Source organism: Enterococcus silesiacus, from assembly GCF_001886225.1.
GTDB classification, from domain to species: domain Bacteria; phylum Bacillota; class Bacilli; order Lactobacillales; family Enterococcaceae; genus Enterococcus_L; species Enterococcus_L silesiacus.
Genome location: NZ_JXLC01000011.1, coordinates 107,167 through 121,840, shown reverse-complemented (window position 1 = coordinate 121,840; position 14,674 = coordinate 107,167). Strand labels below are relative to the sequence as shown.

At 35.3% G+C, this 14,674-nt stretch carries 14 protein-coding genes and 1 riboswitch; of the genes, 6 read left to right on the top strand and 8 right to left on the bottom strand.

Going from position 1 to position 14,674, the window contains the following annotated elements:
- Positions 1-53 precede the first annotated feature (53 nt).
- Entirely contained in the window at positions 54-1,565 is a 1,512-nt protein-coding gene (locus RV15_RS09385; protein WP_071877793.1) for an Lsa family ABC-F type ribosomal protection protein, read from the bottom strand.
- Positions 1,566-2,200: 635 nt separating this feature from the next.
- On the opposite strand from RV15_RS09385, the gene RV15_RS09380 reads away from it, so the two are divergent.
- The 3 genes from RV15_RS09380 to RV15_RS09370 all read left to right on the top strand — a co-directional run bounded on the left by RV15_RS09380 (position 2,201) and on the right by RV15_RS09370 (position 4,411).
- Positions 2,201-2,584, top strand: a complete 384-nt coding sequence (locus RV15_RS09380) for a VOC family protein (RefSeq protein WP_071877792.1) — start codon at positions 2,201-2,203, stop codon at positions 2,582-2,584.
- Positions 2,585-2,610: 26 nt separating this feature from the next.
- Positions 2,611-3,450, top strand: coding sequence for a Cof-type HAD-IIB family hydrolase (locus tag RV15_RS09375; RefSeq protein WP_071877791.1), 840 nt, complete (start codon positions 2,611-2,613; stop codon positions 3,448-3,450).
- 118 nt (positions 3,451-3,568) lie between these two features.
- A complete protein-coding gene (locus tag RV15_RS09370; RefSeq protein WP_245791307.1) occupies positions 3,569-4,411 on the top strand; it encodes a MurR/RpiR family transcriptional regulator in 843 nt (280 codons plus the stop codon).
- Positions 4,412-4,474: 63 nt separating this feature from the next.
- Here RV15_RS09370 and RV15_RS09365 read toward each other — a convergent pair whose 3' ends face one another.
- Positions 4,475-5,668, bottom strand: a complete 1,194-nt coding sequence (locus RV15_RS09365) for a glycoside hydrolase family 3 protein (protein ID WP_071877789.1) — start codon at positions 5,666-5,668, stop codon at positions 4,475-4,477.
- 189 nt (positions 5,669-5,857) lie between these two features.
- On the opposite strand from RV15_RS09365, the gene RV15_RS09360 reads away from it, so the two are divergent.
- On the top strand, positions 5,858-6,256 hold the full coding sequence (locus RV15_RS09360) for a VOC family protein (protein WP_071877788.1): 399 nt from the start codon (positions 5,858-5,860) through the stop codon (positions 6,254-6,256).
- 135 nt (positions 6,257-6,391) lie between these two features.
- On the opposite strand, the gene RV15_RS09355 is transcribed toward RV15_RS09360, so the two are convergent.
- Positions 6,392-7,201 (bottom strand): helix-turn-helix domain-containing protein, encoded by an 810-nt coding sequence (locus tag RV15_RS09355; RefSeq protein WP_071877787.1) that lies wholly within the window; start codon positions 7,199-7,201, stop codon positions 6,392-6,394.
- A 98-nt stretch (positions 7,202-7,299) separates the two neighbouring features.
- Between RV15_RS09355 and RV15_RS09350 the strand changes: the two genes are divergently transcribed.
- Positions 7,300-8,559: an MFS transporter gene (locus RV15_RS09350; protein WP_071877786.1), complete on the top strand. Its 1,260-nt coding sequence runs from the start codon at positions 7,300-7,302 to the stop codon at positions 8,557-8,559.
- A gap of 145 nt (positions 8,560-8,704) precedes the next feature.
- Here the strand turns inward: RV15_RS09350 and RV15_RS09345 are convergent, their stop codons facing one another.
- The 5 genes from RV15_RS09345 to thiT all read right to left on the bottom strand — a co-directional run bounded on the left by RV15_RS09345 (position 8,705) and on the right by thiT (position 13,272).
- Positions 8,705-10,276 (bottom strand): hypothetical protein, encoded by a 1,572-nt coding sequence (locus RV15_RS09345; protein WP_071877785.1) that lies wholly within the window; start codon positions 10,274-10,276, stop codon positions 8,705-8,707.
- Positions 10,277-10,412: 136 nt separating this feature from the next.
- Positions 10,413-11,081: a hypothetical protein gene (locus RV15_RS09340; RefSeq protein ID WP_139243005.1), complete on the bottom strand. Its 669-nt coding sequence runs from the start codon at positions 11,079-11,081 to the stop codon at positions 10,413-10,415.
- Between the two features lie 11 nt (positions 11,082-11,092).
- Positions 11,093-12,004: a hypothetical protein gene (locus tag RV15_RS09335; protein WP_071877783.1), complete on the bottom strand. Its 912-nt coding sequence runs from the start codon at positions 12,002-12,004 to the stop codon at positions 11,093-11,095.
- A complete protein-coding gene (locus tag RV15_RS09330; RefSeq protein WP_071877782.1) occupies positions 11,997-12,536 on the bottom strand; it encodes a sigma-70 family RNA polymerase sigma factor in 540 nt (179 codons plus the stop codon). The genes RV15_RS09335 and RV15_RS09330 overlap by 8 nt, the downstream gene beginning before the upstream one ends.
- A 145-nt stretch (positions 12,537-12,681) precedes the next feature.
- On the bottom strand, positions 12,682-13,272 hold the full coding sequence (gene thiT, locus RV15_RS09325; protein ID WP_071877781.1) for an energy-coupled thiamine transporter ThiT: 591 nt from the start codon (positions 13,270-13,272) through the stop codon (positions 12,682-12,684).
- Between the two features lie 53 nt (positions 13,273-13,325).
- Positions 13,326-13,424, bottom strand: a riboswitch (TPP riboswitch).
- Positions 13,425-13,571: 147 nt separating this feature from the next.
- On the opposite strand from thiT, the gene RV15_RS09320 reads away from it, so the two are divergent.
- On the top strand, positions 13,572-14,663 hold the full coding sequence (locus tag RV15_RS09320; RefSeq protein WP_071877780.1) for a M50 family metallopeptidase: 1,092 nt from the start codon (positions 13,572-13,574) through the stop codon (positions 14,661-14,663).
- Positions 14,664-14,674 lie beyond the last annotated feature (11 nt).

Genomic DNA, 14,674 nt, shown 5'->3' with positions numbered 1-14,674 from the left:
GACACTAAGAATTGAAGGACTTGGTTCTCGGAGCTAAAGGCTTTGTCTTGGCCTCAGTTTTGTTTATTATTCTTGCTTAATGGAATCACCTTAGTCGCGATTTTTTCTAAGAAAGCTTGATCGTGTTCAACTAATACCATTGTCGGTTTTAATGAAAGAATCATTTCCTCCAATTGCTCTTGATTAAATACGTCAAGATAATTTAAGGGCTCATCCCAAATATATAATTCGGCTGGCTGGGCTAACGATTTTGCCAGTTCAACTTTTTTACGTTGTCCCATACTCATTTGCTCGATTCGGTTTAAAAAAACTTCCCTTTCCATGCCTAATTTATGCAGATTATTGAGAAATTCTTGATGATCAAGGCCATGTTCTTCTGAAAAATCTAGTAAGGTTCCTTGATTATCTTCATAATTTTGACGAACATAACTGATTTTCAAATTTTTTGGACCCAGTATCTCACCTTCAGCTTCACCAGTAAATTGACCCAATAGAAATTGAATAATCGAGGATTTTCCAGAGCCATTGAGTCCTGTCAGCGCAATTCGTTGCCCCTGACTCACTTCAAAGGAAATTTCTTTAAATAAAGCTTGCTCCTGATACGTTAGCGTCAGATTTTCTACTGTTAATAATCGTTTATGGTGACAGGGTTGATAGTTCATCGTCAGCGGGTCAATGTACTCGATATCTTTTAACAAGCTAGCCTTTTCCGCTACTTGTGTTTCCATCCTTTGTTCAATTGTCTTAGCCCGCTTCATGGTACGAGCAGCTCTTGCACCGATAAAACCTGTATCGTAGATTGCCCCGCTACCTTTTTCTGAAGCTTTGCCGTATTTGTCTTGTTCCTTAGAACGAGACCATTCAGCTTTTTCAGCTGCTGTTTTTTTCAAGCGACTGACTTCTTTTTTTAGTTTTTCATTTTGGGCTACTTCAAACTCATCTTTGATTTTTTTTTGTTTCTCATAGATAGAAAAATTACCTTGGTACAGTTCTAATTGGCTTTTTTCGATAGACAATACGTGATCGACCACTTCATCTACAAACGAGCGATCATGGCTAACTACAATATAGCCCTGTCTTTTCTTTCTTAAATACTCAGCTACTTGTTTACGTCCATTGATATCCAAATGATTCGTTGGTTCATCGATCAAAGGAAAATAATGGTCATCAATAAATAGTAATGCTAGTAAAACTTTGGTTTGCTCACCGCCGGATAGTGTCGCAAATTCCCGCCATAAGATTTCTGGGTCAACATGTAGGAGATTTAACTCCCGTTCGATTTCCCACTGGTCAAAGTCACTGATTTCTTGTAATACATAATACGTTAGCTGATGCTTATCCTTGATAGGTTGCGGAAAATAGAGAAACTCCAGCTGATGACTAATTTGACCACTATAAGCCAGCTGATTCTGTAATATCTTAAGCAGCGTTGTTTTGCCACGACCATTTCTGCCGATCAAGCCTAATTTCCATTGCGTATCAAAGTTTAAATTTGCTTGATCAAATAATAACGTTCCTTGAGTATCATACCCAAAAGTTAACTGTTTAATTTCAATTTTTGACATCGTCTCACCTCATTAAAAAAGCTGTCGGAAATTTTACGATTTCCTCTACACTTTTCAGGTTGGCAACTTAATGACGAGTACACAAAAAGACCCGCACACTGAAAAATCAAAGCCAACCTTGAAAATCTGCACACTGCTCCCTTGGTGTTTCTTCAAGTTACAGTCTGAATGCAGCTTCAACAAATTGACTTAATTTTTCAACGCACGGATCCCTCACTTCGTTTTTTATTGCATTTACTATATCATGCTCAATTCATAATTGTCAACAATCAGTTCTGTAATTAATAAGTGATTTATAGATGATATTTATTTAATGCAACTTTCTATGGCAATTGTTTCAAAAAAACAAGTAGCTAGCCTCGATCATTCAGTGTTCACGATTCTAGATACTTTAGAGGCAGTCGTGAACAACACTTAATCCAAGCATATCTTTAAGCATGTTCGCTAGCTACACACAAATTTGAACAAAAATTTTCACCTTTTATGATTAAGGCTTAGTATTTTTGAAAAATATCTTTCAATCTATCTCTTTCTCTGCATTTAGTTGTTTTTATCCTTTATACTATGATTATGAATCTGATGGAATTTGATTAAAAAAATAGTCGCTGACATGTACAGCAAAAGGGGATTTTACAATGAAAATCGAACATATTGGTTTGTGGGTAAACGATTTAGAAAATATGCGGACGTTTTACGAAACGTATTTTAATGCAACGGTTTCTGAACTTTACCACAATAAGAAAACGAGTTTTCGTTCTTACTTTTTAACGTTTACAGATGGTGCCAGACTAGAGATTATGTCGCGAGATGATGTGATCAACCGTCATTCAGGAAATGAAATCCTAGGTTTTGCTCATTTAGCAATTTCATTAGGCAGTGCAGAAAATGTTGACAATCTTACAGCCATCTTAGTCATGGAAGGGTATGAATTATTAAGTCCTGCCCGCACAACAGGCGATGGCTATTACGAGTCTGTGATCGCTGACCCTGAAGGAAATCGATTAGAATTAACTATTTAAATTCAACACTAGATGGAGGAAATGACATGGATGTAAAAGCAATTGTTTTAGATATTGATGGGACACTTTTGAATGACGAAAAAAAAATGACCAATCAAACAAAAGAAGCCTTGATTGCAGCTCAACGCAATGGCATTAAAGTGATTCTTGCTTCAGGACGGCCAACTCCCGGAATGTTAAAATATGTTGAAGAATTGAAAATGGATCAATATAACGGTCTGATTGTTTCTTATAATGGTGCTCATGTTTTGGATGTTAGTACACAAAGAGAGTTATTCAGTCAGCCACTTTCTATTGAAAATAGCAAAACAATTTTAGAACACCTAAAGCAATTCGACGTGAAACCAATGATCGCCAAAGATGGCTATATGTATGTTAATAATGTCTTTGATGGGATGCTGGATTTAGGCTCTCCTGATGGGCTATTCAATATTATTGAGTATGAATCACGTGGCGGCAACTTTCAATTATGTGAAAAAACAGATTTAGCTGCGTTTGTAGATTTTCCATTGCATAAAATTTTAGTGGCTGCTCAACCTGAGTATTTACAGGGAAATTGGCAAAACATTCTGGCTCCATTCGAACACTCTGTCAGTGGAATGTTCTCTGCACCAATGTATTTTGAATTTACCGACCAAGGGATCGATAAAGCAAATGCCCTTGAACAAACGTTAAAACCTCTAGGAATTCATCAAGAACATATTATTTCATTTGGTGATGGTCATAACGATCTATCTTTGATCAACTATGCTGGAATGGGCGTTGCGATGGGAAATGCTGTCACAGAATTAAAGAATGTTGCAGATAAAATCACGACTTCCAATAACGAAGAAGGAATCGCTAAAGCATTAGCTGAGCTACTTTAATAGCAAACAATAGGTTAGGGCCAAAATCCTAATCTATTTTTTTATTTCTCACATAATAAGCGAGAATCAGGTATAATTCATTTATACGAACTGAAAGGTGTTTTGTGTAATGAATTTAATGCTTAAATTAAAAAATTTGGACAGACTTACCACAAGTGAAAAAGCACTTGTTGACTATATTCTTGCCTTTCCAGAAAAGGTGATTCATTTTTCACCGAAAGAATTGGCTGAGCATTCTTTTGTCTCGATTTCGACTATATATCGTTTGATCAATAAACTTGATTTGGATGGTTTAAATGATCTTAAATTAGCCTTAGTCAATTATTTAAATGAACACACTGCCGGACAGATCATCGATATTGATTACCCCATTTCTGCTGAAGATAATCATTACGCTATGACCAACAAGCTAAAAACGGTCTATGAGCAAACCGTGCAATCAACAATCGATGCAAATACAGTTGAAATGATGGCTCTTACAAACACGCTGTTAGAAGAATCTGAGTTTATTGATGTTTATGCCTCATCCGCTAACATCTACTTTGCTCAAAATTTTCAATTTCAAATGCAGGAAATTGGGCGAAATATTAATGTCCCGATTGATGATTATAGACAAAATCTATCCGCTGTAAATAGCACTTCTGATCATTTAGCGATTGTTGTATCTTATGAAGGACGCGGTTCCAGCGTAAAGAAAATTCTCGACATTTTAAGCAAAAATAGTAGTAAAATTCTATTGATTACATCAAAGAATAGCCCACTTTTACATGAAAAAGTCGATGGTATTTTATTGTTTCCTTCACTGGAAAATCATTATAATAAGATTTCCTCTTTTTCAACACGGATGTCATTGATGTATCTTTTTGATCGTTTATATCTTAGTTATTTTACTCTAGACTATGAAAAGAATTTGGCTTATAAATTAGATAATTATCAAAAAATGAATCCAGAGCTGATTTAGCTAACATTGATACCAAAAAGATCGCACAGCAACTATTCGCTGAACGATCTTTTGAGCTTATCTTTAAGTTAATAATCCTAAGTCACTTTTCATTTTTAATACGCGATAAACAGATTGGTTCAAAGCGGGTTCAGAATAAGTTCCTTGCTTGATTCCTTGTAATACATAGGGGATTTGCGCTTGAAATGAGGAGGACAAAATCAAATCATTGCCTGCCATTAACGCCGCTAACCCTGCCTCTTCTTGAGAAATGAAATCAGCTAATCCCGCCATATCCATATCATCTGTCATAATTACTCCTTGAAACCCTAATTCATTGCGCAATAACTCATGAACTGGCTGAGAAATGGATGCTGGTGAGCGATCATCGATACTTGTGATAATATTGTGAGAAACCATAATACTGTCCGCACCAGCCGCAATCCCAGCTTTGATTGGTAAAAAATCATTTTGTCGTAAGGCTTCTAAACTTCTAGTATCATAGACAATCTCTACATGTGAATCGCGATTATCACCATATCCTGGAAAATGTTTCAATGTTGAGGCAATTTTTTGCTGTTTTAACTCCTCCACACTGGCCTTAATGTACTCACTCGTTTTTTCAGCATCTACTCCTAATGTTCGATCATAAATAAATGCCTCTGGGTCAGTAGCAACATCTGCATCTGGAAATAGCCCTCCTTGTACACCATAGGAGCGAAGTACTTCCGATTTTTTTTGAATATCAGACCGAATACCAGGTAACCCTGCTTCTTGATAAATTTCCATTGGTGCTTTAAATGCTTCAGGGACTAAATTATTTCCTCCACTTAAACGTGAAACCGTACCACCTTCTTCATCAGATGCAATAAATAGTGGTAATGTGCTCACCGATTGATAAGCAGCGATTTTTTCTTTTAACTCCGTTGATGTCACCGCTTCAACATCTCGCCCAAATAAAAGATACCCTCCTAAATGGTAGTTTTGAATGCTCTCTTGCTGTTCTTCCATCGGAACTCGAGCTAAAAATAATTGCCCCACTTTTTCTTCCACACTCATTGAAGCAATCAAATCATTGATTGTCTTTTCTTGATTTTTTGGATTTACGTGCTGATCACTTTGTTGCGTAGCCTTACTTTGCTCTCGCTCATTTGTTTGCGCTGATTTTGTTTCTGCTGTGTTCTTTGACTGTGTACCATCATTTTTGTTCACTAGCCACATAACACCAAAACTAATGCCAAAAATCAGTAACAATATAGCGACTGCGCTAGTTATCATTGCTTTATTATTGATCGTATTTCCTCCTCACGTCACTGAGATCATTTTAACAGTGTCACTACATTATAATTAGGTTATATCCCATCAGTCAATTTTTTCACTTGTTTGCGCCTGATATTTTTGACAAAAAAATGTACACATGAGATGCTTACTCGTAGTAAATAAAAGAAGAGAGAAGGTTGGATTTTTATGGCAACAATGGTTTTTGTAAATTTCCCAGTCACTGATGTCGCACGTTCTACCGAGTTTTATGAAAAATTAGGTTTTAAAAAGAATCAAGAATTTTCTACAGCAGAAACGAGTTCGATGGTTTGGGATGATAATTTTTGGATCATGTTATTGAATCACGAGTTTTATAGCAAATTTATTAAAGATAAAAAAATTGCAGATACAAAAACGACTAGTGGAGCTTTGATTGCATTTAGTATGGAAAGCGCTGATGCTGTGAAGAAATTTGGCGAGACAGCTAAAGCAAATGGTGGCGATTTTTATAAAGTTGATATGGGGTTTCCTGAAGATATGATGTTTGGACTTGAAGTACAAGATCCAGATGGTAATTCTTTGGAACCTAATTGGATGAAGATGTAACGATTAGCTATTCCTTTGCAGCGATGTTATTAGGTCAGTCAAGCAGATATTCTATTCAGATGAACCATTAAAAGTACAGTCAATTTTGCTGAGTAGTAGCAAAATTGACTGTACTTTTTTAGTAGCTTCACAAGTTTAGATGTTGGTTCGAATCATTCGCAAGGTTTCACCAATCGTTGTTAAGCCATAATAACAGAACTGATCCTCAATGCTCCTTAAGATATCGTGATTTTGTTGCTGATTTTGATTCAAGTATTGTTCATAATAAGCTCTTAGCATTGTTTGAAATAAATTTTCTGGTATTGTTTGAATTTGTTTAACATAAACTAAGTAGTGTTTACTTTTTTCAACTTGCTTATTTTCGATTAACATACCAATATAATTTAAGAGCAAACTATAAAAAATTGTTTGCATTTCACTGGATTTTTGGTTTAAATCAAATTTTTTTAGTACTTGATCAACCATTAATCCTGCTGATTTTTCATCAAAAAGATGGATAATATTTGTTAACAACGTTAATTTCATTTTATCCCAGTTTTCATGACAAAATAATTCTAATTTTAAATAATCAATTTCTATTTTTGAAAGCAGATCTACCTGATCCAAGAGAATAGCTATAAAAACTTTTGTAAGGGTTGCGCTATATTTTTGCGCTGGATCTTTTGATAGTCTTTTATATACGTCCTTTAATTTGTCGATATCCCCTTGATAGTAGTACAAATGAACATCTTCCGAAATTTTACGATTATTTTTCTTTATTAAAAAAAAATCTTCTAACGAAATCTCATTTTTTTCAAGTAATAACAATAAATCCTCTGCACTAATTCTACTCTCATTATGTTCGACCTTAGAATAAAAAGAAACAGAAATCACTCCTCCACAAAATTCGCTTTGTGTCTTGTTTTTCATTTGACGATAATATTTTAGCGCTTCCCCAATATTCATTCTACTCCTCCTATCTAATTTTCATATATGAAAATTCGGCCCACATCCAACTATTTCTTATTATGATTGATTATAACAACGAATAGGAGGGAATATATATGTCTATTTTTATGAACAATAAGAATTTTCGGCTACTTGCAACATCTAATTTTGTTTCAACAATTGGTGACAAACTATTTTATATTGCTTTACTAACGTATGTAAGTACGTTTTCCAACTCTACTCTGGCGATTGGACTCGTCTCTATCTCTGAACTGCTTCCAACGGTTTTAGCCTCTTATATTGGCTATCGAGCGGATCAAACAAAACGACGTTTTTCAAGTCTTTGTCTAAGTAGTATTATTCGCTCTGGTCTTTATCTTTTGATTGGTCTTAGTTTTGTTTTTGTTAGAGGTGAATGGACGATTTTGCTGATTGCTATCATGTTTAATTTTATTTCTGATTTGTTTGGGCAGTTTACAGCGAGTGCTCTGATTCCTTTGACCGTGATCAGTGTAGGAAAAGAACAGTTTAACGAGGCTATTGGCTTTACAAATGGGATTAGCCAGCTCATTAATTTGTTTGCTCAGTTTTTTGGCGCTAGCTTGTTATTGTTCCTTTCTTATCAAAATTTAGCATTTATCAATTCTGGTACCTTTTTATTTTCACTCATGTTTTTATTAGTATTTTTCAAGCAAAATAAAGCGTTGCGCGTTAATCAGTTACACGAGGTTGATAAATCCGAAAAAATGCCTTTTCTTGCTACTTTAAAAGTAAATTTGATTCGATTGAAAAAGGAACAAACTCTTTTTCCAGTCGTTTCATCTATTATTATTTTAAATGCTTGTTTGACGAGTATTTCATCACTATTGCAAATGCTGATTGCGCTGAATACGTCAATGGTTATTGGTACTTATAGCTTTACAATTGCGATCATCGGTTTTATCACCACAAGCGGCATGGCTTTAGGCAGCCTTATAGGCACGAAACTTTTAAAGAATTTGCCACTGTCAAAACTATTGATTTGGGATTTAACTTTACTGATCAGCTTTTTCTGCTCCCTATTCTTGACGAATCTTTACCTTAGTTTAGGCTTGTTATTCCCGATTACTTTTTTCATCGGTGTTGTGATCCCAAAGCTATCCGCTTGGGTCGTTTCAATTGTTCCACAATCTGAGTTAGGTAATTCGATTGGGATTGTCAATTCTCTACTCACAGCTGCTACTCCTTTGTTTTCTTTGATCATCATTAGTCTAGCAAGTATCTTTAACTTGTATCTCGCGATTGCTTTTGTAATCTGCCTTTCTTTCTTTGGATTAGCTTTGATGATTAGAAATTTAAGAGTTGAAAAAACGATCATCCAGAAAAAAATAAATTGATTCTAATAGTCAGACTCTTTAGCTTATAATCTACTACTTTTGTTACGAGGCTGAGATGTGACTCGCAGAGTTATGGTGCAGCCTCAGAAAAGTAGCTATTTAGTGCCCGATCCTATAGTAACTTTTTTTGAAAGTGACTTATATTTTAATCAAAAAAACGATTTTTACTCTTAGGGCGAAGAATCGTTTTCACTGATCTTTCTTCGAAGTCGAACCGCGCTATTGTTGTCTCACGTCTATTCCTTTCTCTAATAGTATCTTGCATATTAATGAGCACTGATTTTACTATTTCTTTCAATTTAAGGATAGAGGTCTGATTTGCTTTGTAACCTATTCTCAGACTGAGCATAACTTCTGCTACATCTTCATCTGAAAAATCATTCTCGATGATCTCTTGATAGATCGGCTCCAGCTCATAAACTTGTTGCAAATCCACTTTAAAAACAGCTGATTTTAAACAACTTAAAACGATCTTTTCAATTTCTTCAGGTAATTCAGCTAAAAGTTTTTCATAGCTTTGATTTGCCAGCATATTTTTGGCTAAATAATCTGCTTGTCTGTGCTTTTGCTGAATCATATTTTTAGCTTCTTCATACAGATTCACTTTATATTTCGGAATCAGTGACCATTTTTCTTCTAGAAGCTCATCTTTAATAGGCAATGCAGAGATAAACTTGCTTAAATGACTAAGCAGATTTTCTGTATAGGCTTCTGAAACCTGTTGAGCATCTGCTGTCATTGTATTAAACATCAGAAAAGTAAATTGTTCATCGGCAAAATAGGTATAAAAAAAGAAATCACCGATGTCTCGATTGAGCAATACACGTTTCAACAATTGCTTTTGTTGGTCTGTAATGGCGTTGACTTGATTGATTATTTTAGGGAAAAAGTTATCTATACAATAGTACTTTACTGCTCTGATAGCTTCATTTTTATTGATATAGCTATTATATTTTTTACTGCTATTTTCTAACCAGTGCTCAAAATCTTTTTGATTGAACTGCTCATCTTTCAGTAATCTAGCTGGCAGTACCTTATGTGCATAAAATTGCCGTTTCAGCCCATTTTTCTTGAAGTTCAGATAAGCATTATAGCCAACACCTGCTAATAAAAGTGTAACTGCTGTCAACACCAGCCAAAAAACTTGCTTATCCTGTTGTATTTTCAGCTTATTTTCCTTTAGCCTATCACTTTCTTGAACAATCGTAGCCAAGCCTTTTTCAGTATACGCTTTTTCTACATATTGATAGACATAGTCGGATACCTTAATAACTGCTTCATCATATTTATCCGCACTGATCAGCTCTAATAGTTGCTCTTTCAATGCCTTGTCTTCATTCAGTGGTTCAAACAAAGAAGCAAACTTTGCTCCATGGGCAAACCAGATCTTCCCTTGATCCAAAACAAACACAGTCACTATATTTACTGGTGCTTCGCTATTTTTAAAATCGAAATTCCTAAATTTATTTTCTATATGCGTCTCGATTTGATTGCCAGCAGGATCTACATCTCGAGTGATCGATATACCATACTCTGGACTGTCTTCCAAGATCGAAAATTTTTCTTTGTTTAATTTGGTAATATAATCCTTTGTTTCTTGATTGAGTTTTCCTGCTTGGTCTTCGACATATGACTCAGCATACCCGATTTCACTAAGCGAAAAAAATACTGTACTCGTTAAAAATACTGAAAGTAACCAACAACCTGCTTTTTTCATTTAACCCCTGTTCCTTTTTTTACTTTTATTGTAACACAGCCTGACCGTAAAAAAAGATGGTGTGAAACAAAACGCTATTCGTCTTGTTTCACACCAATTTTCTGTAGCTACTTATTGTTGTTTTTCAAACAGCATTTTATTTATTTTTACTATATTCATTCTCTTCAACAAATTCAACCGGCTGAAAAATGGTCTGTCTTTCTTCTTTATGGTCATATTCATCAAATGGTGTAAAGATGATTTTGTTATCGTCCCAGTAGGCTTTGGATGTTGTGCTGAGTATTTCGTCACGTAGTTTAAATTCTTCACGAAATTCATTGCCAGTCATCGTATACCCGAGTATTTGTGGGTCTTCTCCTGGTGGTAACTCTTCCCCAGTAGCACGATTTAATTCGTTTAATGCTTTTCCTGACTGCTTATCAAATGTTATGATTTTCCGTTTTTTGTCTGTAAAAATATGCACCTGTTCAACCGTTGTTTGTATGTCTTCCTCATCCATCCCGATATACAGTAACACCCAGTTATATTTTATCAAATCTTCTTTCGTCACTTGTGGTCCATGCTCTATTTGGATTGGTCTAACTAAGCTATTTTCTTTATATTCAACCACATTTACTTGTGTTTTAGCCTCATCTAGCAATTCCGTTGGACCATCAGAAATTTTATTGGCCTTCGCTCCGCCAGAATCATCTGCTTGTACTTCTTGCGTTGTATGAATAAATTCATAAGAAAAATAGCCAATCAATGTACAGCATATCACCCCCATTATTACGCTAATAAAACCAACTTTGCTTTTATTTTTCATTTTAAGAAGACTTATTTATTAGGTTTGAGCAGTGTCACACTTTCCTCAGCGTATTCTTTTCTATCTTCTGATTTTTGCAGGGAATTAGAAACCGGCCAAAATACAATGTTTTCTCCATCCCAATACATATCTGCACCGACCTTATAGCCGCCATAATTGACTAAAATATGATTTCCGTTGACTTCATAGGTCATCGTTAGCCAACTATCCTCCCCATCGATCTTCTCTTTACGAATAAATCCATCAAAAGTTACCGTACTATTTAGCCCATCATTGCCTTTTATAATGGATGTCCATGAAGAATAAGCTGTTAAATCTGGCTCATTGGCTGGTCTAAGCTTCTTGAGTGATTCTTCTGTATACGGAAAAATTTCTTCGTTGTGAGGCTCTAAAACCAGTCGCTTTACCTCAGATAATTTAGGTTCTAATATCAAGTTCGAGCCGTCCATTGCCACTTGATAGGAATGAAGTTCCGCTATCACCTCATTATTATCATCAATCACTTTTTCATAGATATCCAATTGATCATCTCTAAAGGTATATTTGGGTGCAAACCATGTAAAATAATTGATTATCATACGAACGTCATCATTACTAAAACTATAATATTTGTCTTCATTTGCAATTTTCCAATACTTAGTCGCTTGTAAAATGTTCGCCGGAATTTTTTTAGGTTCCTCAGTTGATACTGAACTGCTTTGATCACTGATTTCCTTCGTCTTTGGCCACATCAAAGTTCCGATAAAAAACAAACATATGACGACTACACCAGATAAGAAAATTTCGCCCCATTTGTAGTGAAATTTACGAACTCTACTTTTTCTTTGATTGGCATCTACATCTAGGGCAGCTAACGCTTCTTCTTCTGGGACTTCGATTTGTCCCATCACTTTTCGCAAAATTTTTTTCTCGTTATCAGACATAATAATCCTCCCCTAATACTGTCTTTAGCGCTTCCCTCCCACGCTTTAAATTCGTTTTGACTGTTCCTTCTGGCATCGTTAAAAGTTCACTGATTTCTTTGACTGAAAAATCTTGGTAGTAAAACAGTTGCAAGACCAAACGATACTTATCTTCTAGTGACATTACGGCATCCAGCACATCGATAGATTGATTTTTATTCTTTGAAAGATCAGTTGGTTCTTCAAATTCGGGATTGTTTTGTAACTCACGGATTTGGATTTTTTGATTGATCAACTTACTTGCTTGTCTGGCCATGATCGTGCAAAACCAAGTTAAAAAATAACTTGGCTCTTTCAATGTATGGATCGATTTTATTGATTGAATCGTCGCTTCCTGCATAATATCCAGCGCATCTTCTTTATTACCGATATAGATATAGGCCATTTTGTATAGATATATATGGTTTTTACGTAAAACTTTCCCTAAAGCAACCTTATCCCCTTTAATTGCTTTTTTGATTAATGAAAGTTCTAAATAACTAAACTTCCCCATTTTCTCACCTCTTCACTCCAATAGTGTAAAAAATTTGCGATTAGGTTTCAATAGATTGATTATTTATTTACAAAAAAAGAAACTAAGCCAAAACTCACTCAGTTTTGGCTTAGTTTCTTTCAATAAACCTGTATTATTTCATTTTTTAATTTTGTTGACTAAATCGTGAGATATTTACCGGAATAAACAGTTTGGGATTGATTTTAAGAAGTAAGAGCAAAACAATTGAGGTCGTAATTGCTGTTGTAATTCCGCTTAACCCATTCATTACAAATGAAAATAGCCATGGATTCATCCCCCACATAGCAAAACTTCCCCAAAAAATAACTCCTGCAATAAAGTGCCAAAAATAGCGCATTAACATACCAAAAAACGAAGCATAAATAATAATTCGACTGCTTTTCCCATATTCTTTATTGCTGATTGCCTGCTGTAGCTGATGACTGTAAACTCCTGCAAAACCTGCAAAACCAAATGCTAAAATATATTCAATAATCACTTGTGCAGGCATTAAATAATACACTTGAGCTAGCGGGAAATGCAGCAATCCCCAGATAAAAGCTGAAAAAAAACCCGCCTTAGTTCCCCTTCTCAAAGCATAAAGCGTGATTGGGATCATACCTAGTGAAACCGAAAAACTACTGCCAATGCTAGTTGGTATCAAAGACAGCACCATTGCGATTGCCGCAACGATCGTTCCTTCGATCCAAATTTGTAATTCTGCTTTTCTTTGCATAAAAAAATCCTCCTTATAGAACGACCGAGTCACAAAGGAGGAGTAAAAGTTGCTATTTACTCCATCACAATTCCTACGCTCGTACTAACGAACAGGTTCGAAGGGTTTAGAGTTATTACTCATTCTCAGCCATGGCTCCCCTTTGTGATGGGTTCTATTTAATTTTTAGTGGCTATCACTCATGATAACAAGTAAAGCGTAACATGTAGTTCAAAAAAAGTAAAGAAACCGCATTTAGAAAAAGGTGGTCTTCTTCCCTATTTATGCGATAAAATAGAATTAGGAAAAGGAGGACTAGCATGAAAAAAAAGGGTAAAAAAATTGGTTCTATTTTAATTTCACTAATTTTAGGAGGCATAGGTGGTTATTTTGGCGGATATCTGATTGGAAAAAATAATCCCCATTTATCAGGATTAGACATCCTCACTTTTATTTTTGCATTGGTTATTTCTTATCTGCTCCATATCATTATCCATGAAGCAGGACATGGATTTTTCGGAAAACTATCCGGTTATAAAATGGTGAGCTATCGCGTTTTCTCGTTTATGTGGGTTTGGCAAAAAGATGGTACGATTGCGTTCAAACGTTTCAAAGTCCCTGGAACACTGGGGCAATGCCTGATGGCGCCCCCAACTTATGTAAAAGGAAAATTTCCGTTTCGCCTGTATTTATTAGGAGGCGTTTTGGCGAACGTAATTGCTTGTGGAGTGATTGGCATTTTATTTGCATTTCATCCGTCAATAGCTACAGCGTTTATCATTGTAGGACTTTTTACAGCCGTTACAAATGCTGTTCCAATAGGGTTTAATGATGGCATGAGCATTAAAGTAGCGTCTGCTAGCGAAGAACAACAATATCTATTATACATGCAATTTGAGGTGAACTATCAATTAAATCAAGGGAACAGTTATCTTGATTTACCAAAGTCATTTTTTGAATTAGTCCCTGCAAAACCAACACACACCTATTTTAATGACTCACAACAATTTTTAAGAGTAGCTCGATTTCTTGAAGAACAGGATTGGACACAGCTAACCGAACAGCTGGAATCATTGTGGTCGCGATTAGACGAGCTGATTTCATTGTATCAAGTTGAACTCAAAAAGGAATTGCTTTTTTGTTTATCTATTACTAAACCAGATGATCCACGTCTTGTCCAATTATGGTCAGACAAACAAGTAAAAGCGAGCTTAAAACAACCTCTGATGGGTAATAAACGGATAGAAGCTGCTTATTATTATTTTGTTGAACACGAGGATAAGACTGCTTTAAATTGTTTAAATGCTGGAAATGATTTGGTAACTAGAGCACCGAATCCCGGTGATGCAAAAGCTGAACTAAAATTGAATCACTGGTTACAAAAGCGCATTCTAAACAATAGTGACGTTTAATTAGATTAATG

Excerpts from the sequence above, each read along its gene's own strand:
- RV15_RS09330 (WP_071877782.1), bottom strand. The coding sequence starts at position 12,536 with ATGGGGAAGTTTAGTTATTTAGAACTTTCATTAATCAAAAAAGCAATT.
- RV15_RS09360 (WP_071877788.1), top strand. The coding sequence starts at position 5,858 with ATGGCAACAATGGTTTTTGTAAATTTCCCAGTCACTGATGTCGCACGT.
- thiT (WP_071877781.1), bottom strand. The coding sequence starts at position 13,272 with ATGCAAAGAAAAGCAGAATTACAAATTTGGATCGAAGGAACGATCGTT.
- RV15_RS09340 (WP_139243005.1), bottom strand. The coding sequence starts at position 11,081 with ATGAAAAATAAAAGCAAAGTTGGTTTTATTAGCGTAATAATGGGGGTG.
- RV15_RS09345 (WP_071877785.1), bottom strand. The coding sequence starts at position 10,276 with ATGAAAAAAGCAGGTTGTTGGTTACTTTCAGTATTTTTAACGAGTACA.
- RV15_RS09370 (WP_245791307.1), top strand. The coding sequence starts at position 3,569 with ATGCTTAAATTAAAAAATTTGGACAGACTTACCACAAGTGAAAAAGCA.
- RV15_RS09385 (WP_071877793.1), bottom strand. The coding sequence starts at position 1,565 with ATGTCAAAAATTGAAATTAAACAGTTAACTTTTGGGTATGATACTCAA.
- RV15_RS09335 (WP_071877783.1), bottom strand. The coding sequence starts at position 12,004 with ATGTCTGATAACGAGAAAAAAATTTTGCGAAAAGTGATGGGACAAATC.
- RV15_RS09365 (WP_071877789.1), bottom strand. The coding sequence starts at position 5,668 with ATGATAACTAGCGCAGTCGCTATATTGTTACTGATTTTTGGCATTAGT.
- RV15_RS09380 (WP_071877792.1), top strand. The coding sequence starts at position 2,201 with ATGAAAATCGAACATATTGGTTTGTGGGTAAACGATTTAGAAAATATG.
- RV15_RS09350 (WP_071877786.1), top strand. The coding sequence starts at position 7,300 with ATGTCTATTTTTATGAACAATAAGAATTTTCGGCTACTTGCAACATCT.
- RV15_RS09320 (WP_071877780.1), top strand. The coding sequence starts at position 13,572 with ATGAAAAAAAAGGGTAAAAAAATTGGTTCTATTTTAATTTCACTAATT.
- RV15_RS09375 (WP_071877791.1), top strand. The coding sequence starts at position 2,611 with ATGGATGTAAAAGCAATTGTTTTAGATATTGATGGGACACTTTTGAAT.
- RV15_RS09355 (WP_071877787.1), bottom strand. The coding sequence starts at position 7,201 with ATGAATATTGGGGAAGCGCTAAAATATTATCGTCAAATGAAAAACAAG.